Genomic DNA, 24,877 nt, shown 5'->3' with positions numbered 1-24,877 from the left:
TGAATATCATTATCCAGTAACTCCGGCGATGATGTTCATGAAAACCGTCCTCCACGAACTGCCCTACCTGGAAAACTGGCGCTGGCTCAGCCGGCGCATCCGCTGCGCGCTCGAACCTGACGAGCCGCGTCTGATCGAGCACTACCTGGCCGAAGGCCGCTACCTGGTGTGCTGTACCGAAACCTCGCCATGGACGGTGGCGCTGACCTCTTTCCGCCTGCTGCTGGATACCGCCTGCGACCGCATGTTGCCGTGGCATTGGCGCTGCCTGTGCCTGGACCAGGCCTGGCGCCCGTTGCTCGACCTGCGCAACCTCGACCGCCGCGAACAGAACCTTCGCTGGCAGACCTACGCCCTGCAACTGGCCAACTGCCGGTTGCTGCCATCGATTTCTCCCGATGAACTGATGCAAGGATTTGATGATGAGTGATACCCGTATCGAGCGTGACAGCATGGGTGAACTGCAGGTGCCGGCCCAGGCCCTGTACGGCGCCCAGACCCAGCGCGCGGTCGACAACTTCCCGATCAGCGGCCAGCGCATGCCGGCCCAGTTCATCCGTGCCCTGCTGCTGGCCAAGGCCGCAGCGGCCAAGGCCAACATCGAACTGGAGCAGATCAGCGCAGGGCAGGGCCAGGCTATCGTCAAGGCGGTCGAACAACTGCTGGCTGGCGATTTCATCCAGCACTTCCCGGTCGACGTGTACCAGACCGGCTCCGGCACCAGCTCGAACATGAATGCCAACGAGGTGATCGCGACGCTTGCCAGCCGCCTGCACAGTGAGCCGGTCAATGCCAACGACCACGTCAACTGTGGCCAGAGCAGCAATGACATCATCCCGACCACCATTCACGTCAGTGCCGCGCTGGCACTTCATGAACAGCTGCTGCCGGCACTGGGTCACCTGGTGCAGGTGATCGAGGCCAAGTCGGTGCAGGTGCATCAGTACGTCAAGACCGGCCGCACCCACCTGATGGACGCCATGCCGGTGCGCATGAGCCAGGTGCTCGACGGTTGGGCTGCGCAGGTCAACGCCGCCAAGGCACATATCGAAGCGACCTTGCCGAGCCTGCAGGCCCTGGCCCAGGGCGGCACTGCCGTAGGTACCGGGATCAACGCCCACCCACAGTTCGCCGCCGGTTTCGCCCGTCAGCTGAGCGCCTTGACCCGGGTCGAATTCACCCCAGGGCAGAACCTGTTCGCCCTGATCGGCTCGCAGGACACCGCTGTTGCGCTGTCTGGCCAGCTCAAGACCACTGCCGTGGCGTTGATGAAGATTGCCAACGACCTGCGCTGGATGAACTCCGGCCCGCTCGCAGGCCTGGGGGAAATCGAACTGCAAGGCCTGCAGCCGGGCTCATCGATCATGCCAGGCAAGGTCAACCCGGTAATCCCGGAAGCCACTGCCATGGTCGCCGCGCAAGTGATCGGGAACGACGCGACCATCGCTGTAGCGGGGCAGTCGGGCAACTTCGAGCTCAATGTGATGCTGCCGGTCATCGCCCGCAACCTGCTTGAGAGTATCGAGCTGATGGCCAACGCCAGCCGCCTGCTGGCCGACAAGGCCATTGCCACCTTCAAGGTCAACGAAGGCAAGCTCAAGGAAGCACTGGCCCGCAACCCGATCCTGGTCACCGCGCTGAACCCGATCATCGGCTACCTCAAGGCCGCCGAAATCGCCAATACCGCCTACAAGCAGGGCCGGCCGATCATCGACGTGGCGCTGGAGCACACCGACCTGTCGCGCGACCAGCTAGAGGCGCTGCTGGACCCGGAAAAACTCACCGCTGGCGGCATCTGATCCGCGCCAGCGCGCAGGAGGCAAGTCATGCAGCACTGGAAACGCACCACGGAAATCGCCAACCGCTTGTTTGAGCAAGGCGAGCTGGTCGATGCGAGGGAGTACTACCTGCAAGCCCTGGCCCTGGCCCAGGTGCTGTTCGAGCGCTGGCATGACATCGACGAAGCGGTGGCGGCGTTCGTCATCGCCCACCACAACCTGGCCGATCTGCACCTGCGGCTGAACCAGCCGCAGGAAAGCGCCGATTACCTGTGCGCCGCTCATCAGCGCCTGCTTCAGGCCAGCCAGGAGGCACGCTTGCCCCAGGCGCTGCGGGATGCCGCGCTGCGCCACAGCGGGCGCACCTATACCGAGTTGCTGAGTTTCATCGCCGAGTACGGCCAGTATCCACGCACCGAGCGCCTGCTCAATCGCCAGGCGCCCGCAGCCAGCGAACTGGCTGCGCAGACGGACCTGTCGTCCAGTACCCCAACTTACGGAATCCATTGATATGCCCCATACCTTGCCTGCGTTGCCCTATGCCTACGATGCGCTCGAGCCGCACATCGATACCCAGACCATGGAAATCCACCACACCAAGCACCACCAGACCTACGTCAACGGCCTGAATGCGGCTGTCGAAGGTACCGAGTGGGCCGAATGGCCGGTTGAAAAGCTGGTCGGCGCGGTCAAGCAGTTGCCGGAAAACCTGCGTGGCGCGGTGACCAACCATGGTGGTGGTCATGCCAATCATTCGCTGTTCTGGAAAGTCATGTCGCCACAGGGCGGCGGCCAGCCACAGGGCCAGGTGGCCAAGGCCATCGAGGCCGAGCTGGGCGGTTTCGAGGCGTTCAAGGAAGCTTTCACCAAAGCGGCGCTGACCCGCTTCGGTAGCGGCTGGGCATGGCTCAGCGTCACCCCTGAGAAAAAACTGCTGGTGGAAAGCAGCGGCAATCAGGACAGCCCGCTGATGCACGGCAATACGCCGATTCTCGGCCTGGACGTCTGGGAACATGCCTACTACCTGAAGTACCAGAATCGTCGCCCGGAATACATCGGTGCGTTCTATAACGTCATCGATTGGGCGCAAGTGGAACGCCGTTATCTCGAAGCCAGCAAGTGAGTCGACCCGGTATGCGTTCTGAGGTGATGTCTGTCAGCAGTGTGCGCCTGTTTCGGCTGGCGGTAGGCACTTTGCTGCTTTTGGTCGGTACGGCCCTGCTGGTGGCCCGGGGCATCGCCTGGCTGGACCTGGAACCGCGCATGTTGCGCGCCCTTGAGGGGGGCGCATTGTGCGCGCTGGGTACGGCGCTGGGCGCAGTACCGGTGCTGGTGATCCGTAACATGCCAGTCGCCCTGGCCGACACCCTCCTGGGTTTCGGTGCCGGGGTGATGCTGGCGGCGACGGCGTTCTCGCTGATCATACCGGGGCTGAATGCCGCTCAGTCCCTGGGCTTCAGCCCATGGGGGGCGGGCGGCCTGATCAGTTTTGGCCTGCTGTTCGGCGCGCTGTGCCTGTTCGTTGTCGATCTGAAAGTGTCGGGCGCTTCGCCCGAGGCGTTGGCTGGCAGCGAACACCAGCCGGTGATCGCTGCGCGGATCTGGTTATTCGTGATTGCCATCATCGCCCACAACATTCCCGAAGGCATGGCAATCGGCGTGTCGGCCGGTGGCGGCATGGCCGATGCCGACAGCCTGGCGATGGGCATAGCCTTGCAGGACGTGCCCGAGGGCTTGGTCATTGCGCTGGTACTGGCAGGGGCGGGGATGCCGCGGTTCAAGGCGTTCCTGATCGGTGCCGCCTCTGGGCTGGTGGAGCCGCTGGCAGCGGTAATCTGCGCATGGTTGGTGAACGTCGCTGAGTTGCTGCTACCGCTGGGCCTGGCCTGTGCGGCAGGTGCGATGTTGCTGGTGGTAACCCAGGAGATCATTCCCGAATCGCGCAGCAATGGGCATCACCGCTTGGCGAGCCTGGGGCTGTGTGTCGGCTTCTGCCTGATGATGGTGATGGACACCGCGATGTCTTGAAGTGCTTAGGTGGCAGGAGCCGCTTTGCCATTATGGCCTTGCTCAAGCGAAGATGACTTCCACTCGTCCTTCTCGGCGGGAGCGAGGTGCAGCTTTGACCACGATCTGAACGTCGCGGCCAAGGCGAGCAAGGCAATCGATCATCTTGGTTTCACTGATGCCGCGGAACTTGCCTCGCATCATATCGGACACTTTGGGTTGGGGGAGGCCAAGTACTGCCGCAGCCTGCATCTGGGTCAGGTGGCGCGCCTTGAGAATGCTGCAGATCTTGCTGGCCAAGTGTGCTTTCACCAGCATTTCACCTGCATCTGCAGTGTTCAGGTCGGCGTATACGTTGCCGCTACCTTCTTCAATCTCAATCATCTTTTTCACCTCTTGAATGCGCCTGAGCCAGCTTGAGCCGCGACTTGATCATGTCCATGTCGTAGCTGGAGGTCTTGATCCCAGTGGTAGACTTTTTCTGGAAGCAATGCAGAACATAGACCGCGCTGCCAAAGCTGACGGTGTACACCGCGCGATAGGTACTGCGGTTGAAGTCTTCCACCACTTCCAGTACACCCGCACCGGTGAATCCCTTGAGACTCTTTGCTTGCTGATGCCTGCCACCTTCCTGCGCCTGATGCAGTGCAAAGCCGAAAATGTCCTGAACATCATCAGGGAGTGTCTGAAGATCTTTTTTGCTGCTCCCTACCCAGTACAGCGCTTTGATTCGTCTTGGAGCATCCATGACATCGCCTCAATTTATACCTATCTAGGTATAAAGACAATCAACCCGGATTGCATCCTGACAATTGGCAGGGGATGTTACTTGAGGGCTTACTCGCCTTCGTCGAAGTAGTTGTTGATCAGCGCCACCAGCGCCTCCAGCGCATCGTTGTCCTGCTCACCCTCGGTATGCAGGTGCACCTGAGTACCTTTGCCCGCCGCCAGCATCATCACCGCCATGATGCTCTTGCCGTCTACCAGCTTGTCGGGCGCGCGGCCGACCCGTACCTGGCAGGGGAAGCGCCCGGCGACGCCGACGAACTTGGCTGCCGCCCGGGCATGCAGGCCCAACTTGTTGATGATGGTAATTTCGCGGGCGGGCATCGTGGGGCGGATCCTGTGGGCTAGAGGTCGCGGTGGCGGACCTGGACGTTTTTCAGAGACTGTTGCAGCAACTGACCGAGGCGTTCGGTGATGTACACCGACCGGTGGTGGCCACCCGTGCAGCCAATGGCGATGGTGACGTAGGCGCGATTGCTGGCGGCGAAGCGGGGCAGCCACTTGAGCAGGTAGGTGGAAATGTCCGTGAACATTTCCTCGACATCCGGCTGTGCGGCCAGGTAGTCGATGACCGGCTGCTCCAGCCCGGAATGCTCGCGCAACTCGGGCTTCCAATACGGGTTGGGCAGGCAGCGTACATCGAACACCAGGTCGGCATCGACCGGCATGCCACGCTTGAAGCCGAACGACTCGACCAGAAATGCGGTGCCGGGCTCGGGCTGGTTGAGCAGGCGTAGCTTGATCGAGTCGCGCAGTTGATAGAGGTTCAGGCTGGTGGTGTCGATCTTCAGGTCAGCAAGGTCGGAGATCGGCCCCAGTAGTTCGCTTTCAACGCGTATCGCTTCAGCAAGCGAGCGGTCGGCGTTGGTCAGCGGGTGGCGGCGACGGGTTTCGGAGAAACGCTTGAGCAGCGTGTCTTCGTCGGCATCCAGGAATAGCACATCGCACTGGATATGACGGCCACGGGCTTCCGCGAGCAGTTCGGGGAAGCGCGACAAGTGGCTTGGCAGGTTGCGCGCGTCGATTGACACCGCCACTTTGGGCTGCAGCAGCTCGGTATTGATCAGTGCGTTTTCCGCCAACTGCGGCAGCAAGCCGGCGGGCAGGTTATCGATGCAATAAAAGCCGTTGTCTTCCAGTACATCGAGGGCGGTGCTCTTGCCGGAGCCGGACCGGCCGCTGACGATGATCAGGCGCATGTTCAGTGCTCGTTCTGTACGTCCAGGACAACCTGGTACAGGGCCTCGCTGCTGGCGGCGCCACGCAGGCGATCGCGAACCTCCTTGCGATCCAACATGCTGGCAATCTGGCGCAGCAATTCGAGATGGGCGTCAGTGGCCGCCTCTGGCACCAGCAGGACGAACAGCAGGTCGACCGGAGCACCATCGATGGCGTCGTAGTCGATCGGGGCGTCCAGGTGCAACAGGGCGCTGACAGGGGCAGTGCATCCCTGGATCCGGCAATGGGGAATGGCGATGCCATTGCCGAAACCGGTGGAGCCGAGCTTTTCACGAGCGATGAGCTTGTCGAAGACGTCTTGCATCGCCAGCTCGGGTACTTGCTTGGCAATCAGGGTGGCGACCATTTCAAGGGCGCGCTTCTTGCTGCCGCCCGGCACGTTCACGAGGGAACGGCCGGGGGTCAGGATGGTTTCAAGTCGGATCATGGATGAGGGGGATCAGCGGGCAGCTGCACCTTGCAGCAGGCTTTGCTGTTTTTCCTTGTGTTTTTTCAGTTGGCGGTCGAGCTTGTCGGCCAGGGCGTCGATCGCTGCATACATGTCTTGGTCTTCGGCGTTGGCAACCACTTCACCGCCAGGAATCTGCAAGGTCGCCTCGACCTTCTGCTGCAGCTTCTCGACCTTCATGATGACCTGCACGTTGGTGATCTTGTCGAAGTGACTCTCCACCCGGGCGAGCTTTTCAAGCACGTAATCGCGCAGCGGCTGGGTGACTTCTACATGCTGTCCACTGATATTGACTTGCATACAGCTTCTCCTTTGTTGCCCGTGCATAAAGAGGCAGGTCTTGCACCTGCCCCACAAACGCTGTGGCACATCTCAGGCGCTACATCAATCGCTTGCGCTCGCTCGACGGTGCTATGCCGAGGGACTCGCGGTACTTGGCGACGGTGCGACGGGCTACCTGGATGCCTTGTGCCTCCAGTAAACCAGCGATCTTGCTGTCACTCAATGGCTTTTTCTGATTTTCCGCCGCAACCAGTTTCTTGATGATCGCGCGGATCGCCGTAGACGAGCATTCTCCGCCTTCGGAGGTGCTGACGTGGCTCGAGAAAAAGTATTTCAGTTCGTAGATCCCGCGGGGCGTGTGCATGAACTTCTGCGTGGTCACCCGCGAAATGGTCGACTCGTGCATGCCCACCGCCTCGGCGATGTCGTGCAGCACCAGGGGCTTCATCGCCTCGTCACCGTGATCAAGAAAGCCGCGTTGATGCTCGACGATCTGCGTGGCCACCTTCATCAGCGTCTCGTTGCGGCTCTGCAGGCTCTTGATGAACCAGCGCGCCTCCTGCAACTGGTTGCGCATGAACGTGTTGTCGGCGCTGGTGTCGGCGCGGCGCACGAAGCCTGCGTACTGCGGGTTGACGCGCAGGCGCGGGATCGCCTCCTGGTTCAGTTCGACCAGCCAGCGGTCGCTGTCCTTGCGCACGATGACATCGGGCACCACGTATTCCGGTTCGCTGGACTCGATCTGCGAGCCAGGCCGCGGGTTGAGGCTCTGCACCAGCTCGATGACCTGGCGCAGTTCATCTTCCTTGAGCTTCATGCGCCGCATCAGCTGGCTGTAGTCGCGGCCACCCAGTAAGTCGATGAAGTCGGTGACCAGGCGCTTGGCCTCGGCCATCCAGGGTGTGCTGGCCGGCAGCTGGCGCAGTTGCAGCAGCAGGCATTCGCCGAGGTTGCGCGCCGCGATGCCGGCAGGTTCGAACTGCTGGATGCGATGCAGCACCGCTTCCACTTCGTCGAGTTCGATATCCAGCTCTGGATCGAAGCCGACGCAGATTTCCTCGAGGGTGTCTTCCAGGTAGCCCTGGCCGTTGATGCTGTCGATCAGGGTAACCGCGATCAGGCGGTCGGTATCGGACATCGGTGCCAGGTTCAGCTGCCATAGCAGGTGGCTTTGCAGGCTCTCGCCGGCCGACGTGCGGGTGGTGAAGTCCCATTCGTCGTCATCGTTGCTGGGCAGGCTGCTGGCGCTGGTCTGGTAGATGTCTTCCCAGGCCGTGTCGACCGGAAGCTCATTGGGGATTCGCTCGTTCCACTCACCGTCTTCCAGGTTTTCGGCACTCGCGGTGCTTTCCTGGAAGCTGTTGTCCTGGACTTCGGCGGCCGGTTTGTTCTCGGCGTTGTCCGCCATCGGGTCGCTGTTGTCGAAGTCGTCGCCGTCTTCCTGACGTTCGAGCATCGGATTGGACTCCAGCGCTTCCTGGATTTCCTGCTGAAGGTCCAGGGTAGAGAGCTGAAGTAGGCGGATGGCCTGTTGCAACTGCGGTGTCATCGTCAGTTGCTGGCCCATTTTTAGGACGAGCGATGGTTTCATGGCAGGGGCTTAATACCTTGTTCGCCGGCGCGCATGCGCCATCCACTACACGAGGGCGCCGAAGCACCAAATTCAAGCAAGTTTTATGCCTTAAATTGTAGCGTTTGCCTAGAGCACTGTAACAACTTAAACCCTGTCAAGCCGCAAAGCAGTGCTCCGGGCACGGCCTGGAGATCAGAGTCGGAACTCGTGCCCCAGGTAAACCTCCTTGACCAGCTCGTTGGCCAGGATGGTCTCTGCGTCGCCTTCTGCGATCAGTTGGCCATCGTTGACGATGTAGGCGGTTTCGCAGATATCCAGGGTTTCACGGACGTTGTGGTCAGTGATCAGTACCCCGATACCTTTGGCCTTGAGGTGGTGGATGATCTGCTTGATGTCGCCTACCGAAATCGGGTCGACACCGGCGAAAGGTTCGTCCAGCAGGATGAACTTTGGTGCGGTCGCCAGGGCGCGGGCAATCTCGACACGGCGGCGTTCGCCACCGGACAGGCTCATCCCGAGGTTGTCGCGGATGTGGCTGATGTGAAATTCCTGCAACAGGCTTTCCAGCTCTTTGCGGCGGCCGTCACGGTCGAGCTCCTTGCGGGTCTCGAGGATGGCCATGATGTTGTCGGCCACCGACAGCTTGCGGAAGATCGAGGCTTCCTGCGGCAGATAGCCGATGCCGGCGCGTGCGCGACCGTGCATGGGCTGGTGGCTGACATCCAGGTTGTCGATGAGAACGCGGCCCTGGTCGGCCTGGACCAGGCCGACGATCATGTAGAAGCAGGTGGTCTTGCCGGCGCCGTTGGGGCCGAGCAGGCCGACGATCTGGCCGCTGTCGATCGAAAGGCTGACGTCGCGCACGACTTGCCGCCCTTTGTAGCTCTTGGCCAGGTGCTGGGCTTTGAGGGTTGCCATTTACTCGGCCTTCTTCTTCGGCTGGATCACCATGTCGATGCGCTGACGCGGTGCAGTGACATTGCCGCCACGACCGGCGGTCGCCACCTGGGACTTGGTGTTGTAGACGATCTTCTCGCCTTCGGTGGTGTTGCCTTCGTTCTCGACCTTGGCACGGTCGGTAAGGATCACCGTGTCTTTCTGTGCCTGGTACTGGATGGTCACGGCCCAGCCTTTCATCTTGTCGGGCTTGGCGGCGCTCTGCTGTTGCTCGAAGTAGGCCAGGTTGCCCACCGAGGTCACCACGTCGATGTCGCCGTTGGCGGCGCGGGTCATGGTCACGGTGTTGCCTTTGATCATCATCGAACCTTGGGTGATGATCACGTCACCGGTATAGGTGGCCACGCCTTGCTTGTCGTCCAGGTGCGCGTTGTCGGCCTGGATGCGGATAGGCTGGTCACGGTCGGTCGGCAGGGCGAAGGCGCTCGCGCTTCCCAGTGCTGCGCTCAGGCTGAGCAAAAGGGGGAGGGTTTTAACGAGCCTCATACTGTCCTCTTACGTTAGAGAGCAGGTCCATCCTGCCTTCTTTCAAATACGCTTTCATTCCCTTGCCCGTGGTTGTACCACCGGCGCCGTCGATTCTAACGGCTTGCTCGGTCTGCGCATATTGCTTCTGTGGGAATACGGTCATGCGCGAGCTGGTAATGATGGTTTCACGCTGTTTTTCGTCGGTGCGCGCCACGCGAACGTTGTCGATCAGTTCGACCTCGGTGCCATCCGGGTTGACCTCGGCGCGCACGCTCTGCACGTGCCAGGGGTATTCGGTGCCGCGGTACATGTGCAGGTCGGGCGTGGTCACCAGTGTGACCTCGGTGGCCTTGAGGTGTTCGACCTTGTCGGCAGTCATTTCGTATTGCAGCTTGCCATCGGGCAGGAACTGCACACTGTGGGCGTTGATCGCGTAGTAGTCGATGGCGCTTTCGTCGACCTGGGCCACGGGCTGGTCGAGGAAGCTCTCGGGGCTGACATTCCAGTAGCCGACCGCCACCAGCAGGGCGGCGATGGCCCCGAGCAGCACGATATTGCGGACTTTCTTGCTGAGCATGGGCAGCCTTACAGATAGTTGGCGTTGGCAGCGTCCAGGGTGCCCTGGGCCTGCATGATCAGTTCACAGAATTCACGCGCGGCACCTTCACCGCCGCGCGCCTGGGTCACGCCATGGGCGTGCTGGCGGACGAAAGGCGCGGCGCTGGCCACCGCCATGCCCAGGCCCACCCGGCGAATCACCGGCAGGTCGGGCAAGTCGTCACCGAGATAAGCGACCTGCTCATAGCTTAGGCCCAGTTCGGCCAGCAGGCCGTCGAGCACCACCAATTTGTCCTCGCGGCCCTGAAACAGGTGCGGGATGCCAAGGTTTTTGGCGCGGCGCTCAACGACGGGGGTCTTGCGCCCGCTGATGATTGCGGTGGTCACGCCCGAGGCCATGAGCATCTTGATGCCTTGGCCGTCGAGTGTGTTGAAGGTCTTGAACTCGCTGCCGTCCTCAAGGAAGTACAGGCGACCGTCGGTCAGTACGCCGTCGACATCGAATACGGCGAGCTTGATGGCTTTGCCGCGTTGCATCAATTCCTGGCTCATGTGCGTCGTCCTCATTTACATCACCCCGGCGCGCAGCAGGTCGTGCATGTTAAGCGCCCCGGTGGGGCGATCGTCGTGGTCCACGACCACCAGTGCATTGATCTTGTGGTCTTCCATGATTTTCAGCGCCTCGGCGGCGAGCATCTCGGCGCGGGCTGTCTTGCCGTGCACGGTCATCACCTGATCGATGAGGGTGGTGTGCATGTCGATGTTGCGATCCAGGCTGCGGCGCAGGTCGCCGTCAGTGAAAATACCGGCCAGCTTGCCGTCTGCTTCAAGGACCACGGTCATGCCCAAACCTTTGCGGGACATTTCCAGCAGCGCGTCCTTGAGCAGTGTTCCGCGCACTACCTGCGGCAGTTCGTCGCCGGCGTGCATGACGTTCTCCACCTTCAGCAGCAGGCGACGGCCGAGGGCGCCGCCAGGGTGCGAGAAAGCGAAGTCTTCGGCAGTGAAGCCGCGGGCTTCCAGCAGCGCAATGGCCAGGGCGTCGCCCAGTACCAGGGCCGCGGTGGTCGATGAGGTGGGTGCCAGGTTCAGCGGGCAGGCTTCCTGGGCGACGCGGGCGTCAAGATTGACTTCGGCAGCCTGGGCCAGCGGCGAATCCGGGTTGCCGGTCAGGCTGATCAACTGAATGCCGAGGCGTTTGATCAGCGGCAGCAAGGTGATGATCTCGGCCGTGCTGCCCGAGTTGGACAGGGCAAGAATCACGTCGTCACGGGTGATCATGCCCATGTCGCCGTGGCTGGCCTCGGCCGGGTGCACGAAAAACGCAGGCGTGCCGGTGCTGGCCAGCGTGGCGGCAATCTTGTTGCCGATGTGGCCCGACTTGCCCATGCCGACCACCACGACCCGGCCCTTGCTTGCCAGAATCAGCTCGCAGGCCTTGACGAAGTTGGCGTCGATACTGGCCGTCAAGCCTTGAACGGCCTCGATCTCCAGGCGCAGGGTGCGCTGGGCGGACTGGATCAGCTCACTCGATTGGCTCATGTCGAATAACGATGCCTGATGAAAAGGCGGCGATTATAGCCGCAATGGAAGAAAGCCTCATCTTTTCGATTGCCCTGGGAAATGTCATCAAAGCCTGTCGTTGGCCTGAACGACTGCTGCCATGCCCTTGGGGCGGCACTGCCAGCGGTGCTATAGTTCGCCGCTATTCGGCCCGCCAGGGGCGTGTGTGCCTTCAAGATGAGGGCCGGCGTCAACTAGGACGAGGCTGCACTAGCAAGGAGTCTAGATGAGTGTGGATAGCGCCTACGCGGTCGAGTTGAAGGGCGTCACCTTCAAGCGCGGTTCGCGCAGCATTTTCAGCAACGTCGACATACGTATCCCGCGAGGCAAGGTCACTGGCATCATGGGGCCGTCGGGTTGCGGCAAGACCACGCTGTTGCGCCTGATGGGCGCGCAGCTGCGTCCGTCGAGCGGCGAGGTGTGGGTGGCCGGGCAGAACCTGCCGAGCCTGTCGCGCAGCGACCTGTTCGACGCGCGCAAGCAGATGGGCGTGCTGTTCCAGAGCGGCGCACTGTTCACCGACCTCGATGTGTTCGAGAACGTGGCGTTCCCGCTGCGCGTGCACACCCAGCTGTCGGATGAAATGATCCGCGACATCGTGCTGATGAAACTGCAGGCCGTGGGCCTGCGTGGTGCCATCGACCTGATGCCCGACGAGCTGTCCGGCGGCATGAAACGCCGCGTGGCGCTGGCCCGGGCGATTGCGCTGGACCCGCAGATCCTCATGTATGACGAGCCGTTCGTCGGCCAGGACCCGATCGCCATGGGCGTTCTGGTGCGCTTGATCCGCCTGCTCAACGATGCGTTGGGCATCACCAGTATCGTCGTCTCCCACGACCTGGCTGAAACCGCCAGCATCGCCGACTACATCTACGTGGTGGGTGACGGCCAGGTGCTGGGGCAGGGTACGCCTGACGAACTGATGGGCTCGGACAATCCGCGCATTCGCCAGTTCATGAAGGGCGACCCGGACGGCCCGGTGCCATTCCACTTTCCTGCGCCAGACTACCGCGCCGATCTGCTGGGGGCGCGTTGATGCGCAGAAAATCCTTACTCGAACGTGTCCGGCTGTTCGGTCGCTCGGCGATCGATGTGCTGGCGGTGCTCGGGCGCTCGTGCCTGTTCCTGTTCCATGCGCTGGTCGGTCGCGGCGGTATTGGCGGTGGCTTCCAGCTGCTGACCAAGCAGCTGTATTCGGTGGGTGTGCTGTCGCTGGCGATCGTCACCGTATCCGGGGTGTTCATCGGCATGGTGCTGGCGCTGCAGGGCTACAGCATCCTGGCCAAGTACGGCTCCGAACAGGCGGTCGGGCAGATGGTTGCCCTGACCCTGCTGCGCGAGCTCGGCCCGGTGGTCACCGCGCTGCTGTTCGCCGGCCGCGCAGGTTCGGCCCTGACTGCCGAAATCGGCAACATGAAGTCCACCGAGCAGCTGTCGAGCCTTGAGATGATCGGGGTCGACCCGCTCAAGTACATCGTCGCGCCGCGCCTGTGGGCCGGTTTCATTTCGTTGCCGCTGCTGGCACTGATTTTCAGCGTGGTCGGCATCTGGGGTGGCTCGTGGGTCGCGGTGGACTGGCTGGGCGTCTACGAAGGCTCGTTCTGGGCCAACATGCAGAACAGCGTTTCCTTTACCGACGACGTGCTCAACGGGCTGGTCAAGAGCCTGGTGTTCGCCTTCGTCACCACCTGGATCGCCGTATTCCAGGGGTATGACTGCGAGCCCACCTCAGAGGGGATCAGCCGTGCCACCACCAAGACCGTGGTCTATGCCTCGTTGGCAGTTCTAGGTCTGGACTTTATTCTGACCGCCTTGATGTTTGGAGATTTCTGATGCAAAACCGCACCCTGGAAATCGGTGTCGGCCTGTTCCTCCTGGCCGGGATCCTGGCGTTGCTGCTGCTGGCCCTGCGTGTCAGCGGGCTGTCTGCCAGCCCGAGCAGCGATACCTATAAAGTTTATGCGTACTTCGACAATATCGCCGGTTTGACGGTCAGAGCTAAAGTGACCATGGCCGGTGTGACCATCGGCAAGGTCACCGCCATCGATCTGGACCGTGATTCCTACACCGGTCGGGTGACGCTGCAGCTGGACAGCAAGGTCGACAACCTGCCGACCGATTCCACTGCCTCGATCCTGACCGCCGGCTTGCTTGGCGAGAAGTACATCGGCATCAGCGTGGGCGGTGAAGACCAGGTGCTCAAGGATGGCGCGACCATCCATGACACCCAGTCGGCGCTGGTGCTGGAAGATCTGATTGGCAAGTTCCTGCTCAACACCGTTGGCAAGGAACCGAAAGAAGCGCAACCGGCTAATTAAGGAGTTTCCATGATTTCGATCCTGCGACGTGGCTTGCTGGTCCTGCTGGCGGCCTTTCCCCTGTTGACGATGGCTGCGCAATCGCCCCATGACGTGGTGCAGAGCACGACCAACGAACTGCTGGGTGACCTGAAGGCCAACAAGGAACAGTACAAGTCCAACCCACAGGCGTTCTACGATGCCCTCAACCGCATCCTTGGGCCGGTGGTGGACGCCGACGGCATCTCCAAGAGCATCATGACCGTCAAGTACTCGCGCAAGGCCACGCCTGAGCAGATGCAGCGCTTCCAGGAAAACTTCAAGCGCAGCCTGATGCAGTTCTATGGCAACGCCCTGCTCGAGTACAACAACCAGGGCATCGTGGTCGACCCGGCCAAGGCCGATGACGGCAAGCGCGCCAGCGTCGGCATGAAGGTGACCGGCAACAACGGCGCCGTGTACCCGGTGCAGTACACCCTGGAAAACCTCGGTGGCGAGTGGAAGGTGCGTAACGTCATCGTCAATGGCATCAACATCGGCAAGCTGTTCCGTGACCAGTTCGCCGATGCCATGCAGCGTAACGGCAACAACCTGGACAAGACCATCGACGGTTGGGCGGGTGAAGTGGCCAAGGCCAAGCAGACCGCCGACAGCTCGCCGGACAAGGAAGTGAAATGAGTGAGGCTGGCGTAAGCATGGCCGAGCCGGGCGTGATGCGCCTGGCCGGCGTGCTGGACTACCGCAGCGGCCCGGCCTTGCGCAAGCAGGGCAAGGCGCTGATCGACGCCTCTGGCGAGCCTCGCCTGGTGCTCGATTGCTCGGCTGTCGAAAAGTCGTCGAGTGTCGGCCTGTCGCTGTTGCTGGCGTTCATTCGTGATGGTCAGGCCGCCGGCAAGGCTTGCGAGGTACGCGACATGCCCGAGGACATGCGGGAAATCGCCGGGGTCTATGACCTGGATGAAGTGCTGGCGAGCTGATGGCTCGCCATTGATGGAGGCCCCTCGGTCAGCGTACGCCCTCGTTGGGCTTCGCAGGCGAGGGGCTTTTTTGTATGATGGCCGACCCGTGCGCATCGGGCGCCGATTGAGGTTGAGCATGCAGGCCCTAGAAGTTAAGAGCTTCCTTGAAGAAAAATTGCCGGGATCCCGGGTAGAAGTTGAAGGCGAAGGCTGCAACTTCCAGTTGAACGTGATCAGCGACGAGTTGGCTGGCCTGAGCCCGGTCAAACGTCAGCAGGCGATCTATGCTCACCTTAATCCCTGGATCGCCAATGGCAGCATCCATGCGGTAACCATGAAATTTTTCAGCAGCGCAGCCTGGGCTGAGCGCACCTGAGCCAACTTGGCGGCGAGACTCCAATGGACAAACTGATTATTACTGGCGGCGCTCGCCTTGACGGCGAGATCCGCATTTCGGGTGCTAAAAACGCAGCCCTGCCAATTCTGGCGGCGACCCTGCTGGCTGACGGCCCGGTTACCGTAGGCAACCTGCCGCACCTGCACGACATCACCACCATGATCGAGCTGTTCGGCCGCATGGGCATCGAGCCTGTGATCGACGAAAAGCTCGCGGTGGAAATCGACCCACGCACCATCAAGACCCTGGTCGCGCCGTACGAGCTGGTCAAGACCATGCGCGCTTCGATCCTGGTGCTTGGCCCGATGGTCGCCCGTTTCGGTGAGGCCGAAGTGGCCCTGCCGGGCGGTTGCGCCATTGGTTCGCGCCCAGTCGACCTGCACATCCGCGGCCTGGAAGCCATGGGCGCGAAGATCGAAGTCGAAGGTGGCTACATCAAGGCCAAGGCCCCGGAAGGCGGCCTGCGCGGCGCACACTTCTTCTTCGACACCGTCAGCGTGACCGGTACCGAGAACATCATGATGGCCGCTGCCCTGGCCAAAGGCCGCAGCGTGCTGCAAAACGCCGCGCGTGAGCCGGAAGTGGTCGACCTGGCCAACTTCATCAATGCCATGGGCGGCAAGGTTCAGGGCGCCGGCACCGACACCATCACCATCGATGGCGTCGAGCGTCTGCACTCGGCCAGCTACCGCGTCATGCCCGACCGTATCGAGACCGGCACCTACCTGGTCGCCGCTGCCGTGACCGGCGGCCGCGTCAAGGTCAAGGACACCGACCCGACCATCCTTGAGGCTGTGCTGGAGAAGCTCAAGGAAGCCGGTGCCGACCTGACTACCGGTGAAGACTGGATCGAGCTGGACATGCATGGCAAGCGGCCGAAAGCCGTCAACCTGCGTACCGCCCCGTACCCGGCGTTCCCGACCGACATGCAGGCGCAGTTCATTTCGCTGAACGCCATTGCCGAAGGCACCGGCGCTGTGATCGAGACGATCTTCGAAAACCGCTTCATGCACGTGTACGAAATGCACCGCATGGGCGCGCAGATCCAGGTCGAGGGCAACACCGCCATCGTCACTGGCGTGCCAGCGCTCAAGGGTGCCCCGGTCATGGCCACCGACCTGCGTGCCTCCGCCAGCCTGGTGCTGTCGGCGCTGGTCGCCGAAGGCGATACCCTGATCGATCGCATCTACCACATCGACCGTGGTTACGAGTGCATCGAAGAGAAACTGCAGATGCTGGGCGCGAAAATCCGTCGCGTACCGGGCTAGTCGCGCCGCAGGCGCACGTGTGGGGGCGGGCTTCGACAAGCCTGCTCCCGCACACGAATTGAATGCGGTCGGGCCAACGCCCGGCCGGCAGTAGCTGCTTAAGGACCGACGTTTCCAATGTTGACCATCGCGCTTTCCAAAGGCCGCATCCTCGACGATACCCTGCCATTGCTGGCCGAGGCCGGTATCGTGCCGACCGAGAACCCGGACAAGAGCCGCAAGCTGATCATCCCGACCACCCAGGAAGACGTGCGCCTGCTGATCGTGCGCGCCACTGACGTGCCGACCTATGTCGAGCATGGTGCCGCCGACCTCGGTGTGGCTGGCAAGGACGTGTTGATGGAGTACGGCGGCCAGGGCCTGTACGAGCCCCTGGACCTGCAGATCGCTCAATGCAAGCTGATGACCGCAGGTGTCACCGGCGCCCCCGAGCCCAAGGGCCGTCTGCGCGTCGCCACCAAGTTCGTCAACGTAGCCAAACGTTACTATGCCGAACAGGGCCGTCAGGTCGACATCATCAAGCTGTACGGCTCGATGGAGCTGGCGCCGCTGATCAACCTCGCCGACAAGATCATCGACGTGGTCGACACCGGCAACACCCTGCGCGCCAACGGCCTGGAGCCTCAGGACCTGATCGCCACGATCAGCTCGCGCCTGGTGGTCAACAAGGCGTCCATGAAGATGCAGCACGCCCGCATCCAGAACCTGATCGACACCCTGCGTCAGGCTGTTGAATCGCGACACCGCGGCTAAGACTCTTTCTGCGCGCGGCCTTCGCTGTCGCGCCCGTCTATCCGCGTCATAGCCACTTTCTCGGGTGCCCGTGCGGATGGACTGGTAGCCTAGGGCGCCTGAGCATTCGCTAATAATCGAGGCCCTCGCCATGACCGTGTCCACTGCAATTGCCCGTCTCAACGCCGCTGATCCGGATTTCGCCCGACATCTTGATCATCTGCTGAGCTGGGAAAGTGTGTCCGATGATGCGGTCAACCAGCGCGTGCTCGACATCATCAAGGCCGTGCGCGAACGCGGCGATGCGGCGCTGGTGGAATTCACCCAGCGTTTCGATGGCGTCGACGCCACGTCCATCGACGACCTCATCCTTGGCCGTGAGCGCCTGGAACTGGCCCTGACCCGCATTACCGACACCCAGCGTGCCGCCCTGGAAAAAGCCGCCGAACGTGTGCGCATCTACCACGAGCGGCAGAAACAGGACTCCTGGCAGTACACCGAGGCCGATGGCACCGTGCTGGGCCAGAAGGTCACCCCGCTGGACCGCGCCGGCCTGTATGTGCCGGGCGGCAAGGCGTCGTACCCCTCGTCGGTACTGATGAACGCCATCCCAGCCAAGGTCGCTGGCGTGACCGAGGTGGTCATGGTGGTACCGACCCCACGGGGTGAGGTCAACGAACTGGTGCTGGCCGCAGCCTGCATCGCCGGTGTCGACCGGGTGTTCACCGTGGGCGGTGCCCAGGCCGTCGCCGCCCTGGCCTATGGCACCGAAAGCGTGCCGCAGGTAGACAAGATCGTCGGCCCGGGCAACATCTACGTGGCTACCGCCAAGCGCCACGTGTTTGGCCAGGTCGGTATCGACATGATCGCCGGCCCTTCGGAAATCCTCGTGGTATGCGATGGCCAGACCGATCCGGACTGGATTGCCATGGACCTGTTCTCCCAGGCCGAGCATGACGAAGATGCCCAGGCCATCCTGGTAAGCCCGGACGCCCAGTTCCTCGACCGCGTCGCCGCTAGCATCGACAAGCTGATGCCGACCATGGAACGCGCCGAGATCATCGAGAAATCCATCAACGGCCGTGGCGCGCTGATCCAGGTGCGCGACATGCAGCAAGCCATCGAGGTGGCCAACCGGATTGCGCCTGAGCACCTTGAGCTGTCGGTCGCCGACCCGCAGGCCTGGCTGCCGCAGATCCGCCACGCCGGCGCGATCTTCATGGGCCGCCACACCAGCGAAGCGCTCGGCGACTACTGCGCCGGCCCCAACCACGTGCTGCCCACCTCCGGAACGGCGCGTTTCTCGTCGCCACTGGGGGTGTATGACTTCCAGAAGCGTTCGTCGATCATCTTCTGCTCCGAGCAGGGTGCCTCCGAACTGGGCCACACCGCCTCGGTTCTGGCCCGTGGTGAATCGCTGACCGCCCACGCCCGCAGTGCCGAATACCGTATCCTGACCCAAGACAAGGGGAACTGAGCATGAGTCGATTCTGGAGCCCCTTCGTCAAGGGCCTGGTGCCTTACGTGCCGGGCGAGCAGCCCAAGCTGGCGCGGTTGGTCAAGCTGAACACCAACGAGAACCCCTATGGCCCGTCGCCCAAGGCGCTGGAAGCCATGCGGGGCGAACTCAACGACAACCTGCGCTTGTACCCGGACCCGAACGGTGACCGGCTCAAGCAGGCAGTGGCCGAATATTACGGTGTAACCACCGGCCAGGTGTTTGTCGGCAACGGCTCGGACGAGGTGCTGGCGCACATCTTCCACGGCCTGTTCCAACACGGTGGCCCGCTGCTGTTCCCGGACGTCAGCTACAGCTTCTACCCGGTGTACTGCGGCCTGTACGGCATTGCGTTCGAGCAGGTGGCGCTGGACGAGCAGTTCCAGATCCGTGTCGAGGACTACGCCAAGCCCAATGCCGGGATCATCTTCCCCAACCCCAATGCGCCAACCGGCTGCCTGTTGCCGCTGCAGGCGATCGAGCAGCTGTTGCAAGCCAACCCTGACTCGGTAGTGGTGGTGGATGAAGCCTACATCGACTTTGGCGGCGAAACGGCCATCAGCCTGGTGGACCGCTACGACAACCTGCTGGTGACTCAGACCCTGTCGAAGTCGCGCTCGCTGGCGGGCCTGCGCGTTGGCCTGGCGGTTGGCCACCCGGACCTGATCGAGGCGCTGGAGCGGATCAAGAACAGCTTCAACTCCTACCCGCTGGACCGCATGGCCATTGTCGGTGCAGCGGCAGCCTTCGAAGATCAGGCCTATTTCGAAGAGACCTGCCGCAAGGTGATCGACAGCCGTGAGGCGCTGGTCGCGCAACTGACGGCCAAGGGCTTTGAAGTCTTGCCCTCGGCCGCCAACTTCATCTTCGCCCGCCACCCGCAGGAAGATGCTGCGCAGTTGGCCGCACGCCTGCGTGAACAGGGGGTGATCGTGCGCCACTTCAAACAGCAGCGTATCGCCCAGTTCCTGCGTATCACCATTGGTACGCCGGAAATGAACCAGGCGCTGATCGACGCGCTGGGCTGAAACCCTTTGGGGCCGCACGGCGGCCCCAACGCTCAATTGTCGGGTGGGCTATTGCTGCTCGGCATTTGGGTTGATGCCCATGTGACGGAGCACGATCGGGGCGACCGATGTCTGTGCCCCAAGCGCTTCATCCAGCGGCTTGTTGCTGGCGATGAAGATGGTTCTTTCCCCTTCTGACTGGCCTCCATGGCCAACACCTGATGCATCACGCCCGTGGTCGGTACTGACGATCACCAGCCAGCCTTCGCGCGGGTACTGTTGCTGGCGCTCGGCCACTTTGTCCAGCAAGCGGCCCAGCTGCGCGTCAGCATTACGCAAGGCTTGCTGATAGTCGGGGCCGAAGCCGTGCTGGTGGCCCGCAGCATCGGGATCGTCCAGTTGAATGAAAGTGAAGTCGGCCGGGGTATTGCCAAGGATTTCCAGGGCGCGTTGCGTGACGAGTTCGTCGGACAAGCCGCTTTCGCGCACGTTGCTATCCTGGGCGTCTTCCAGCAGGAAAGCCGTATTGATGGGTGACCAGTTAACCACGCTGGCCAGGTAGGCATTGGGCATCGCGCGTCGCAGCTGTTTGAACAGGCTAGGGTAGTCAGGGCTGACGCGCAGGTGCAGTGCGTTGGAGGTCACACCGTGCTTGTTGGCCCATTCCCCCGTGAGCAGCGTCATCCACCCAGGCCCGCTTATCGTCTGCTGCTCGCTCGCACTGCCGGCAATACCGCCGGTGAACGCCTTGCGATAATGCAGCCGCTTGAGGTTGCTTGCCTCGCCCAGCTTTTCGTACTCGCTCAGTTGCACGCCATCCAGGCCCACGATCAGTGTTTTGGGCTGAAGCGCCTGGGGTGTCGGCTCGCAACCCACCAGCAAGGCACAGAGCAGCAAGAGCGTTCGGTAACGAGGCATCGCTTGGCATCCTGAGTTCACATGACCTCAGCGTTGCAGCAGGGCGCCCCACCCACAACTGGTAAAACTGCCAGGTGATTTGATCCGCGGCCTGTGCTCCCTTAAGCTACGGGTATTCATCGGATGATTGGTTGAATGGACATGAACAGCGAATTGACCAGACGGTCGCTGGTCGAACTCGCCGTGGAGCGCATGCGTGAGCGCATCCTTCAAGGCGACTGGCAGGTGGGGCAGCGCCTGCCCACCGAGCCTGAACTGGCCCTGCAGTTGGGCATCAGCCGTAATACCGTGCGTGAAGCCATGCGCGTTCTGGCCTTCAGTGGGCTGGTGGAAATCCGCCAGGGTGACGGCAGTTATCTGCGTACGTCCCAAGACCCGCTGCAGGCTGTGCAAGCGATGTCGCGCTGCACACTGGAACAGGCGCGGGAAACCCGGCACATCCTGGAAACCGAGGCCATCGGCCTGGCAGCACTACGCCGCACCGATGACGACCTGCAACGCCTGCGCGCGGCCCTGGAGGGTAGCGCCGAGCATTTTCATGGCGATGTCGATGCCTACGTCAGCTGCGACCTGGTGTTTCACCAATGCCTGATCGACGCGGCGCACAACCCGGCGCTTAGCGAGCTGTACCGCTATTTCTCGGGTGTAGTGGCGACCGCGCTGCAGCACAACATGACCAGCGTGCCGCGCTGTCAGGCGACCTTCGACCTGCATGGGCAGATCCTCGACGCCATCGAACAACGCGATCCGGAGCGGGCCAAGCGCCTGAGCCGGACCCTCATCGAATCCTGAGAACGAGAAGGCCATGGCCGAACCAATGACCCGCCAAACCCCCGCCCCCGAGCGGGAATTCGATGAACTGCTGATCGATGCCGAAGCCGACGATGCCCAGGTTCAGCAGCCTGTGCTGTTGAAGCGGCCCTGGTTGCTACTGCTGGGGTTGGTGCTGGTGGCGCTGAACCTGCGGCCGGCGTTGTCGAGCATGGCGCCTGTGCTCGGCCTGGTCAGTGAAGGCCTTGGCCTGAGTGCTTCGCAGGCGGGTCTGCTGACGACATTGCCCGTGCTGTGCCTGGGGCTGTTTGCCCCGTTGGCGCCGATCCTTGCTCGGCGCTTTGGCAGCGAACGGGTGATCCTGGGCATTCTGCTGACCCTGGCGCTGGGCATCGTGGTACGCAGCACGCTGGGCGAGACCGGGGTGTTCATTGGCAGTGTGATGGCCGGCGCCAGTATCGGCATCATCGGCGTGCTGTTGCCAGGTATCGTCAAGCGCGACTTCCCCAGGCATGCGGGAACCTTGACCGGTGTCTACACCATGGCCCTGTGCCTTGGGGCCGCCATGGCGGCTGGCGCCACGGTGCCGTTGACCCAGCACTTTGACGGCAGCTGGGCGCTCGGCCTGGGCTTCTGGATGGTCCCGGCACTGCTGGCAATGCTGGTCTGGCTGCCCCAGGCGCGCCAGGGCCATGGCCTGCACAAGGTGGCCTACAGGGTGCGTGGCTTGTGGCGTGATCCGCTGGCCTGGCAGGTCACCCTGTACATGGGGCTGCAATCGTCGCTGGCGTATATCGTGTTCGGCTGGTTGCCGTCGATTCTCATCGGCCGCGGCCTGAGCCCGACCGAGGCTGGCCTGGTGTTGTCCGGCTCGGTGATCGTGCAGCTGGTCAGCTCGCTCAGTGCACCCTGGCTGGCTACCCGTGGCAAGGACCAGCGACTGGCGATCGTCATGGTCATGCTGATCACCCTGGCTGGCCTGTTCGGGTGCCTGTACGCGCCGCTTTCAGGGCTGTGGGGCTGGGCAGTGTTGTTGGGCTTGGGGCAGGGCGGCACGTTTGCCCTGGCGTTGACGCTGATCGTGCTGCGTTCCAGGGACGCCCACGTGGCTGCGAACCTGTCGAGCATGGCCCAGGGTGTGGGTTACACCCTGGCGTCCATGGGGCCGTTTGCGGTAGGCCTGGTGCATGACTTGACCGGTGGCTGGGCGGCGGTGGGGTGGATTTTCGCCGTACTGGGGGTGGGCGCCATCGTGTTCGGGTTGGGGGCAGGGCGGGCGCTGCATGTGCAGGTGAGCAGCGAGAAGGTCTGAGACTGTTTAGCCAGTGCCACTGGCTAAAGCAATCGGGGCAGATTATCGTGCAACCTTCAATCCCAGGACGCACCAGCCCATGAGCGATGCCAACCGCGATCTGATCACCCGCTTCTATCAAGCCTTCCAGCGCCTGGACGCCGAAGCCATGGTGGCCTGCTACAGCGACGACATCGTTTTCAGCGACCCCGTGTTCGGCACCTTGCGCGGCCGCGATGCGGGCGACATGTGGCGGATGCTCACCGCCCGCGCCAGGGACTTTTCCCTGGCCTTCGACCAGGTTCGCGCCGACGAGCGCAGCGCCGGGGCACATTGGGTGGCGACTTACCTGTTCAGCCAGACAGGCCGCACGGTGGTCAACGATATCCAGGCGCGGTTCGTCATCCGCGACGGGCTGATCTGCCAGCATGACGACCACTTCGACCTGTGGCGCTGGTCGCGGCAGGCGCTGGGCGTGCCGGGCGTGCTGCTGGGCTGGTCGCCGATGCTGCAGAACAAGGTGCGCCAGCAGGCGTTCAAAGGGCTGCGCACGTTCCAGCAGTCGCGCTGAGCGGTTAAGCTGTCGGCTTTGCGATCAGTCAGAAGCCCCGTGAGCGAAGCCGCCGAAACCCCCACTTGCAAACCTTGGTATGTGTACCTGGTGCGTGCCGCCAATGGTTCGCTGTACTGCGGCATTAGTGACGACCCGCAGCGGCGGTTCGTGGCGCATCAGAAAGGGCAGGGGGCGCGGTATTTCAAGACCAGCCCGGCGCAGGCGCTGGTCTATGTGGAGCGATGGCCGGACAAAGGCGAGGCATTGCGCCAGGAGCGGCTGGTGAAGAAGCTGCGCAAGTCGGCCAAGGAGGCGTTGGTCGCCTCCTATGCCGGCAGCTGATCAGTCCTTGCGGCGCTTGAGCTGATCGACCAGCTGCGTTGGCAGGCCCTTGATGATCAAGGTACCGGCCACCTCGTCATATTCAACCTTGTCCCCCAGCAGGTGCGCCTCGAAGCTGATCGACAGGCCTTCGGCCCGGCCAGTGAAGCGGCGGAACTGGTTGAGGGTGCGTTTGTCCGCCGGAATCTCCGGCGACAGGCCGTAGTCCTTGTTGCGGATGTGGTCGTAGAACGCCTTGGGGCGGTCTTCGTCGATCAGGCTGGACAGCTCATCCAGGGCCACCGGCTCACCCAGTTTGGTCTGGCTGGTGGCGTACTCGACCAGGGTCTGGGTCTTCTCGCGGGCGGCTTCTTCGGGCAGGTCTTCGCTTTCGACGAAATCGCTGAAGGCCTTGAGCAGGGTGCGGGTTTCACCCGGGCCGTCGACGCCTTCCTGGCAGCCGATGAAGTCGCGGAAGTAGTCCGAGACCTTCTTGCCGTTCTTGCCCTTGATGAACGAGATGTACTGTTTGGAGTTCTGGTTGTTCTTCCACTCCGACAGGTTGATGCGCGCCGCCAGGTGCAGCTGGCCCAGGTCCAGGTGCCGCGACGGCGTCACGTCCAGTTCGGCGTTCACGGCCACGCCCTCACTGTGGTGCAGCAGGGCGATGGCCAGGTAATCGGTCATGCCTTGCTGGTAGTGGGCGAACAGGACGTGGCCGCCGGTGGAGAGGTTGGATTCTTCCATCAGCTTTTGCAGGTGTTCAACGGCCACGCGGCTGAACGCCGCAAAGTCCTTTTCCGCATCCAGGTACTGCTTCAGCCAGCCGCTCAGCGGGTAGGCGCCGGATTCGCCGTGGAAGAACCCCCAGGCTTTGCCCTGCTTGGCGTTGTAGCTGTCGTTGAGGTCGGCCAACAGGTTTTCGATAGCGTCCGATGCGCCCAGCTCGGTATCCCGTGCATGGAGCACGGCGGGGCTGCCATCGGGCTTCTTGTCGATCAGGTGAACGATGCAGTGACGGATTGGCATGGAATTCTCGGTGAGTCGGGGCGGCCAGGCGCCGCGCTGCAAAAGTCGTCAAGTTTAACTCAGACGGCAGGTGATGCAGTGGCCGGATGTTGGCAGAAATGCCGGTTGTTGATTTTTTGTTCAATTTTTTGCGATTTTGGCTAAAACCCCCGAAAAACCTGCACTAAATTGATGCGG

32 protein-coding genes and 1 pseudogene are annotated in these 24,877 nt (G+C 62.3%); 19 read left to right on the top strand and 14 right to left on the bottom strand.

Annotated elements, in window-relative coordinates; translation table 11 throughout:
- Positions 1 to 28: 28 nt before the first annotated feature.
- The 5 genes from ABEH27_RS02100 to ABEH27_RS02080 are packed head-to-tail and all read left to right on the top strand — an operon-like array spanning position 29 to position 3,806.
- On the top strand, positions 29 to 430 hold the full coding sequence (locus tag ABEH27_RS02100) for a FagA protein (protein WP_346611968.1): 402 nt from the start codon (positions 29 to 31) through the stop codon (positions 428 to 430).
- On the top strand, positions 423 to 1,799 hold the full coding sequence (locus tag ABEH27_RS02095; RefSeq protein ID WP_346611967.1) for a class II fumarate hydratase: 1,377 nt from the start codon (positions 423 to 425) through the stop codon (positions 1,797 to 1,799). Before ABEH27_RS02100 ends, ABEH27_RS02095 begins: the two co-directional genes overlap by 8 nt.
- Before the next feature lie 27 nt (positions 1,800 to 1,826).
- Entirely contained in the window at positions 1,827 to 2,288 is a 462-nt protein-coding gene (locus tag ABEH27_RS02090; RefSeq protein WP_346611966.1) for a hypothetical protein, read from the top strand.
- A gap of 1 nt (position 2,289) precedes the next feature.
- Entirely contained in the window at positions 2,290 to 2,901 is a 612-nt protein-coding gene (locus ABEH27_RS02085; protein ID WP_346611965.1) for a superoxide dismutase, read from the top strand.
- 11 nt (positions 2,902 to 2,912) lie between these two features.
- Positions 2,913 to 3,806 (top strand): ZIP family metal transporter, encoded by an 894-nt coding sequence (locus tag ABEH27_RS02080; protein ID WP_346611964.1) that lies wholly within the window; start codon positions 2,913 to 2,915, stop codon positions 3,804 to 3,806.
- A 42-nt stretch (positions 3,807 to 3,848) separates the two neighbouring features.
- Here the strand turns inward: ABEH27_RS02080 and ABEH27_RS02075 are convergent, their stop codons facing one another.
- From ABEH27_RS02075 to ABEH27_RS02020, 12 genes are all read right to left on the bottom strand, one after another.
- Entirely contained in the window at positions 3,849 to 4,169 is a 321-nt protein-coding gene (locus ABEH27_RS02075; RefSeq protein WP_346611963.1) for a helix-turn-helix transcriptional regulator, read from the bottom strand.
- Positions 4,162 to 4,533 (bottom strand): type II toxin-antitoxin system RelE/ParE family toxin, encoded by a 372-nt coding sequence (locus ABEH27_RS02070; RefSeq protein WP_346611962.1) that lies wholly within the window; start codon positions 4,531 to 4,533, stop codon positions 4,162 to 4,164. The genes ABEH27_RS02075 and ABEH27_RS02070 overlap by 8 nt, the downstream gene beginning before the upstream one ends.
- 89 nt (positions 4,534 to 4,622) lie before the next feature.
- Positions 4,623 to 4,895 carry an HPr family phosphocarrier protein gene (locus ABEH27_RS02065; protein ID WP_046784446.1) on the bottom strand — a complete coding sequence of 91 codons (273 nt, stop codon included), beginning with the start codon at positions 4,893 to 4,895 and terminating at the stop codon, positions 4,623 to 4,625.
- A 20-nt stretch (positions 4,896 to 4,915) separates the two neighbouring features.
- Complete coding sequence (gene rapZ / locus ABEH27_RS02060; protein WP_346611961.1) at positions 4,916 to 5,770, bottom strand: RNase adapter RapZ; 855 nt, start codon at positions 5,768 to 5,770, stop codon at positions 4,916 to 4,918.
- 2 nt (positions 5,771 to 5,772) lie between these two features.
- Positions 5,773 to 6,237: a PTS IIA-like nitrogen regulatory protein PtsN gene (gene ptsN, locus ABEH27_RS02055; protein WP_346611960.1), complete on the bottom strand. Its 465-nt coding sequence runs from the start codon at positions 6,235 to 6,237 to the stop codon at positions 5,773 to 5,775.
- 12 nt (positions 6,238 to 6,249) lie between these two features.
- A complete protein-coding gene (gene raiA, locus ABEH27_RS02050; RefSeq protein WP_016485037.1) occupies positions 6,250 to 6,558 on the bottom strand; it encodes a ribosome-associated translation inhibitor RaiA in 309 nt (102 codons plus the stop codon).
- Positions 6,559 to 6,637: 79 nt separating this feature from the next.
- On the bottom strand, positions 6,638 to 8,131 hold the full coding sequence (locus ABEH27_RS02045; RefSeq protein WP_346611959.1) for an RNA polymerase factor sigma-54: 1,494 nt from the start codon (positions 8,129 to 8,131) through the stop codon (positions 6,638 to 6,640).
- 174 nt (positions 8,132 to 8,305) lie between these two features.
- Positions 8,306 to 9,031: an LPS export ABC transporter ATP-binding protein gene (gene lptB / locus ABEH27_RS02040; RefSeq protein WP_346611958.1), complete on the bottom strand. Its 726-nt coding sequence runs from the start codon at positions 9,029 to 9,031 to the stop codon at positions 8,306 to 8,308.
- Complete coding sequence (gene lptA / locus ABEH27_RS02035) at positions 9,032 to 9,556, bottom strand: lipopolysaccharide transport periplasmic protein LptA (protein ID WP_346611957.1); 525 nt, start codon at positions 9,554 to 9,556, stop codon at positions 9,032 to 9,034.
- Positions 9,543 to 10,115 (bottom strand): LPS export ABC transporter periplasmic protein LptC, encoded by a 573-nt coding sequence (gene lptC, locus ABEH27_RS02030; protein ID WP_346611956.1) that lies wholly within the window; start codon positions 10,113 to 10,115, stop codon positions 9,543 to 9,545. Before lptC ends, lptA begins: the two co-directional genes overlap by 14 nt.
- Positions 10,116 to 10,123: 8 nt before the next feature.
- A complete protein-coding gene (locus ABEH27_RS02025) occupies positions 10,124 to 10,648 on the bottom strand; it encodes an HAD family hydrolase (protein WP_346611955.1) in 525 nt (174 codons plus the stop codon).
- A 15-nt stretch (positions 10,649 to 10,663) separates the two neighbouring features.
- Positions 10,664 to 11,638, bottom strand: a complete 975-nt coding sequence (locus ABEH27_RS02020) for a KpsF/GutQ family sugar-phosphate isomerase (RefSeq protein ID WP_346611954.1) — start codon at positions 11,636 to 11,638, stop codon at positions 10,664 to 10,666.
- 247 nt (positions 11,639 to 11,885) lie between these two features.
- Here ABEH27_RS02020 and ABEH27_RS02015 point away from each other — a divergent pair, with 247 nt between their 5' ends.
- The 10 genes from ABEH27_RS02015 (at position 11,886) to hisC (ending at position 19,838) form a co-directional block, all read left to right on the top strand.
- Positions 11,886 to 12,695: an ATP-binding cassette domain-containing protein gene (locus tag ABEH27_RS02015; protein WP_043213285.1), complete on the top strand. Its 810-nt coding sequence runs from the start codon at positions 11,886 to 11,888 to the stop codon at positions 12,693 to 12,695.
- The gene (mlaE, locus tag ABEH27_RS02010) at positions 12,695 to 13,492 is read left to right on the top strand and encodes a lipid asymmetry maintenance ABC transporter permease subunit MlaE (RefSeq protein WP_346611953.1); all 798 of its coding nucleotides are present in this window, start codon (positions 12,695 to 12,697) and stop codon (positions 13,490 to 13,492) included. The genes ABEH27_RS02015 and mlaE overlap by 1 nt, the downstream gene beginning before the upstream one ends.
- Entirely contained in the window at positions 13,492 to 13,977 is a 486-nt protein-coding gene (gene mlaD, locus ABEH27_RS02005; protein ID WP_346611952.1) for an outer membrane lipid asymmetry maintenance protein MlaD, read from the top strand. Before mlaE ends, mlaD begins: the two co-directional genes overlap by 1 nt.
- 9 nt (positions 13,978 to 13,986) lie before the next feature.
- Positions 13,987 to 14,634 carry an ABC transporter substrate-binding protein gene (locus tag ABEH27_RS02000; RefSeq protein WP_346611951.1) on the top strand — a complete coding sequence of 216 codons (648 nt, stop codon included), beginning with the start codon at positions 13,987 to 13,989 and terminating at the stop codon, positions 14,632 to 14,634.
- Positions 14,631 to 14,933, top strand: a complete 303-nt coding sequence (locus ABEH27_RS01995; RefSeq protein ID WP_346611950.1) for an STAS domain-containing protein — start codon at positions 14,631 to 14,633, stop codon at positions 14,931 to 14,933. The genes ABEH27_RS02000 and ABEH27_RS01995 overlap by 4 nt, the downstream gene beginning before the upstream one ends.
- Positions 14,934 to 15,051: 118 nt before the next feature.
- Complete coding sequence (locus tag ABEH27_RS01990; RefSeq protein WP_019471361.1) at positions 15,052 to 15,291, top strand: BolA family protein; 240 nt, start codon at positions 15,052 to 15,054, stop codon at positions 15,289 to 15,291.
- Positions 15,292 to 15,314: 23 nt separating this feature from the next.
- Positions 15,315 to 16,580, top strand: a complete 1,266-nt coding sequence (murA, locus tag ABEH27_RS01985) for a UDP-N-acetylglucosamine 1-carboxyvinyltransferase (protein WP_346611949.1) — start codon at positions 15,315 to 15,317, stop codon at positions 16,578 to 16,580.
- 117 nt (positions 16,581 to 16,697) lie between these two features.
- On the top strand, positions 16,698 to 17,333 hold the full coding sequence (gene hisG, locus ABEH27_RS01980; RefSeq protein ID WP_346611948.1) for an ATP phosphoribosyltransferase: 636 nt from the start codon (positions 16,698 to 16,700) through the stop codon (positions 17,331 to 17,333).
- Positions 17,334 to 17,463: 130 nt separating this feature from the next.
- The gene (gene hisD / locus ABEH27_RS01975; RefSeq protein WP_346611947.1) at positions 17,464 to 18,789 is read left to right on the top strand and encodes a histidinol dehydrogenase; all 1,326 of its coding nucleotides are present in this window, start codon (positions 17,464 to 17,466) and stop codon (positions 18,787 to 18,789) included.
- A 2-nt stretch (positions 18,790 to 18,791) separates the two neighbouring features.
- The gene (hisC, locus tag ABEH27_RS01970) at positions 18,792 to 19,838 is read left to right on the top strand and encodes a histidinol-phosphate transaminase (protein WP_346611946.1); all 1,047 of its coding nucleotides are present in this window, start codon (positions 18,792 to 18,794) and stop codon (positions 19,836 to 19,838) included.
- A 72-nt stretch (positions 19,839 to 19,910) separates the two neighbouring features.
- Here the strand turns inward: hisC and ABEH27_RS01965 are convergent.
- Positions 19,911 to 20,735: pseudogene (locus tag ABEH27_RS01965) on the bottom strand (alkaline phosphatase family protein); the annotation flags it as partial.
- A 141-nt stretch (positions 20,736 to 20,876) separates the two neighbouring features.
- Here ABEH27_RS01965 and ABEH27_RS01960 point away from each other — a divergent pair.
- From ABEH27_RS01960 to ABEH27_RS01945, 4 genes are all read left to right on the top strand, one after another.
- Positions 20,877 to 21,527, top strand: coding sequence for a FadR/GntR family transcriptional regulator (locus ABEH27_RS01960; protein ID WP_346611945.1), 651 nt, complete (start codon positions 20,877 to 20,879; stop codon positions 21,525 to 21,527).
- 13 nt (positions 21,528 to 21,540) lie between these two features.
- Positions 21,541 to 22,818: an MFS transporter gene (locus tag ABEH27_RS01955; protein WP_346611944.1), complete on the top strand. Its 1,278-nt coding sequence runs from the start codon at positions 21,541 to 21,543 to the stop codon at positions 22,816 to 22,818.
- Between the two features lie 79 nt (positions 22,819 to 22,897).
- Positions 22,898 to 23,368 (top strand): nuclear transport factor 2 family protein, encoded by a 471-nt coding sequence (locus ABEH27_RS01950; protein ID WP_346611943.1) that lies wholly within the window; start codon positions 22,898 to 22,900, stop codon positions 23,366 to 23,368.
- Between the two features lie 39 nt (positions 23,369 to 23,407).
- Entirely contained in the window at positions 23,408 to 23,692 is a 285-nt protein-coding gene (locus tag ABEH27_RS01945) for a GIY-YIG nuclease family protein (protein ID WP_346611942.1), read from the top strand.
- On the opposite strand, the gene yejK is transcribed toward ABEH27_RS01945, so the two are convergent.
- On the bottom strand, positions 23,693 to 24,700 hold the full coding sequence (gene yejK / locus ABEH27_RS01940; protein ID WP_346611941.1) for a nucleoid-associated protein YejK: 1,008 nt from the start codon (positions 24,698 to 24,700) through the stop codon (positions 23,693 to 23,695).
- Positions 24,701 to 24,877: the final 177 nt, after the last annotated feature.

This window comes from Pseudomonas sp. P39-UII1 (assembly GCF_039672635.1).
In the GTDB taxonomy this organism is placed as follows: Bacteria; Pseudomonadota; Gammaproteobacteria; order Pseudomonadales; family Pseudomonadaceae; genus Aquipseudomonas.
The sequence above is the reverse complement of the archived record's forward strand: the minus strand, read 5'-3'. Positions and strand labels throughout refer to the sequence as shown.

What these genes read in the sequence shown, in the direction of transcription:
- ABEH27_RS02090 (WP_346611966.1), top strand. Translation starts at nt 1,827, where the DNA reads ATGCAGCACTGGAAACGCACCACGGAAATCGCCAACCGCTTGTTTGAG.
- ABEH27_RS02025 (WP_346611955.1), bottom strand. Translation starts at nt 10,648, where the DNA reads ATGAGCCAGGAATTGATGCAACGCGGCAAAGCCATCAAGCTCGCCGTA.
- rapZ (WP_346611961.1), bottom strand. Translation starts at nt 5,770, where the DNA reads ATGCGCCTGATCATCGTCAGCGGCCGGTCCGGCTCCGGCAAGAGCACC.
- hisC (WP_346611946.1), top strand. Translation starts at nt 18,792, where the DNA reads ATGAGTCGATTCTGGAGCCCCTTCGTCAAGGGCCTGGTGCCTTACGTG.
- ABEH27_RS01950 (WP_346611943.1), top strand. Translation starts at nt 22,898, where the DNA reads ATGAGCGATGCCAACCGCGATCTGATCACCCGCTTCTATCAAGCCTTC.
- lptB (WP_346611958.1), bottom strand. Translation starts at nt 9,031, where the DNA reads ATGGCAACCCTCAAAGCCCAGCACCTGGCCAAGAGCTACAAAGGGCGG.
- raiA (WP_016485037.1), bottom strand. Translation starts at nt 6,558, where the DNA reads ATGCAAGTCAATATCAGTGGACAGCATGTAGAAGTCACCCAGCCGCTG.
- mlaD (WP_346611952.1), top strand. Translation starts at nt 13,492, where the DNA reads ATGCAAAACCGCACCCTGGAAATCGGTGTCGGCCTGTTCCTCCTGGCC.
- yejK (WP_346611941.1), bottom strand. Translation starts at nt 24,700, where the DNA reads ATGCCAATCCGTCACTGCATCGTTCACCTGATCGACAAGAAGCCCGAT.
- lptC (WP_346611956.1), bottom strand. Translation starts at nt 10,115, where the DNA reads ATGCTCAGCAAGAAAGTCCGCAATATCGTGCTGCTCGGGGCCATCGCC.
- ABEH27_RS01955 (WP_346611944.1), top strand. Translation starts at nt 21,541, where the DNA reads ATGGCCGAACCAATGACCCGCCAAACCCCCGCCCCCGAGCGGGAATTC.
- lptA (WP_346611957.1), bottom strand. Translation starts at nt 9,556, where the DNA reads ATGAGGCTCGTTAAAACCCTCCCCCTTTTGCTCAGCCTGAGCGCAGCA.
- murA (WP_346611949.1), top strand. Translation starts at nt 15,315, where the DNA reads ATGGACAAACTGATTATTACTGGCGGCGCTCGCCTTGACGGCGAGATC.
- ABEH27_RS02095 (WP_346611967.1), top strand. Translation starts at nt 423, where the DNA reads ATGAGTGATACCCGTATCGAGCGTGACAGCATGGGTGAACTGCAGGTG.
- ABEH27_RS02015 (WP_043213285.1), top strand. Translation starts at nt 11,886, where the DNA reads ATGAGTGTGGATAGCGCCTACGCGGTCGAGTTGAAGGGCGTCACCTTC.
- ABEH27_RS02045 (WP_346611959.1), bottom strand. Translation starts at nt 8,131, where the DNA reads ATGAAACCATCGCTCGTCCTAAAAATGGGCCAGCAACTGACGATGACA.
- hisG (WP_346611948.1), top strand. Translation starts at nt 16,698, where the DNA reads ATGTTGACCATCGCGCTTTCCAAAGGCCGCATCCTCGACGATACCCTG.
- ABEH27_RS02080 (WP_346611964.1), top strand. Translation starts at nt 2,913, where the DNA reads ATGCGTTCTGAGGTGATGTCTGTCAGCAGTGTGCGCCTGTTTCGGCTG.
- ABEH27_RS02000 (WP_346611951.1), top strand. Translation starts at nt 13,987, where the DNA reads ATGATTTCGATCCTGCGACGTGGCTTGCTGGTCCTGCTGGCGGCCTTT.
- ABEH27_RS01960 (WP_346611945.1), top strand. Translation starts at nt 20,877, where the DNA reads ATGAACAGCGAATTGACCAGACGGTCGCTGGTCGAACTCGCCGTGGAG.
- ABEH27_RS01990 (WP_019471361.1), top strand. Translation starts at nt 15,052, where the DNA reads ATGCAGGCCCTAGAAGTTAAGAGCTTCCTTGAAGAAAAATTGCCGGGA.
- ABEH27_RS01995 (WP_346611950.1), top strand. Translation starts at nt 14,631, where the DNA reads ATGAGTGAGGCTGGCGTAAGCATGGCCGAGCCGGGCGTGATGCGCCTG.
- ABEH27_RS02070 (WP_346611962.1), bottom strand. Translation starts at nt 4,533, where the DNA reads ATGGATGCTCCAAGACGAATCAAAGCGCTGTACTGGGTAGGGAGCAGC.
- ABEH27_RS02075 (WP_346611963.1), bottom strand. Translation starts at nt 4,169, where the DNA reads ATGATTGAGATTGAAGAAGGTAGCGGCAACGTATACGCCGACCTGAAC.
- hisD (WP_346611947.1), top strand. Translation starts at nt 17,464, where the DNA reads ATGACCGTGTCCACTGCAATTGCCCGTCTCAACGCCGCTGATCCGGAT.
- mlaE (WP_346611953.1), top strand. Translation starts at nt 12,695, where the DNA reads ATGCGCAGAAAATCCTTACTCGAACGTGTCCGGCTGTTCGGTCGCTCG.
- ABEH27_RS02020 (WP_346611954.1), bottom strand. Translation starts at nt 11,638, where the DNA reads ATGAGCCAATCGAGTGAGCTGATCCAGTCCGCCCAGCGCACCCTGCGC.
- ABEH27_RS02100 (WP_346611968.1), top strand. Translation starts at nt 29, where the DNA reads ATGATGTTCATGAAAACCGTCCTCCACGAACTGCCCTACCTGGAAAAC.
- ABEH27_RS02065 (WP_046784446.1), bottom strand. Translation starts at nt 4,895, where the DNA reads ATGCCCGCCCGCGAAATTACCATCATCAACAAGTTGGGCCTGCATGCC.
- ptsN (WP_346611960.1), bottom strand. Translation starts at nt 6,237, where the DNA reads ATGATCCGACTTGAAACCATCCTGACCCCCGGCCGTTCCCTCGTGAAC.
- ABEH27_RS02085 (WP_346611965.1), top strand. Translation starts at nt 2,290, where the DNA reads ATGCCCCATACCTTGCCTGCGTTGCCCTATGCCTACGATGCGCTCGAG.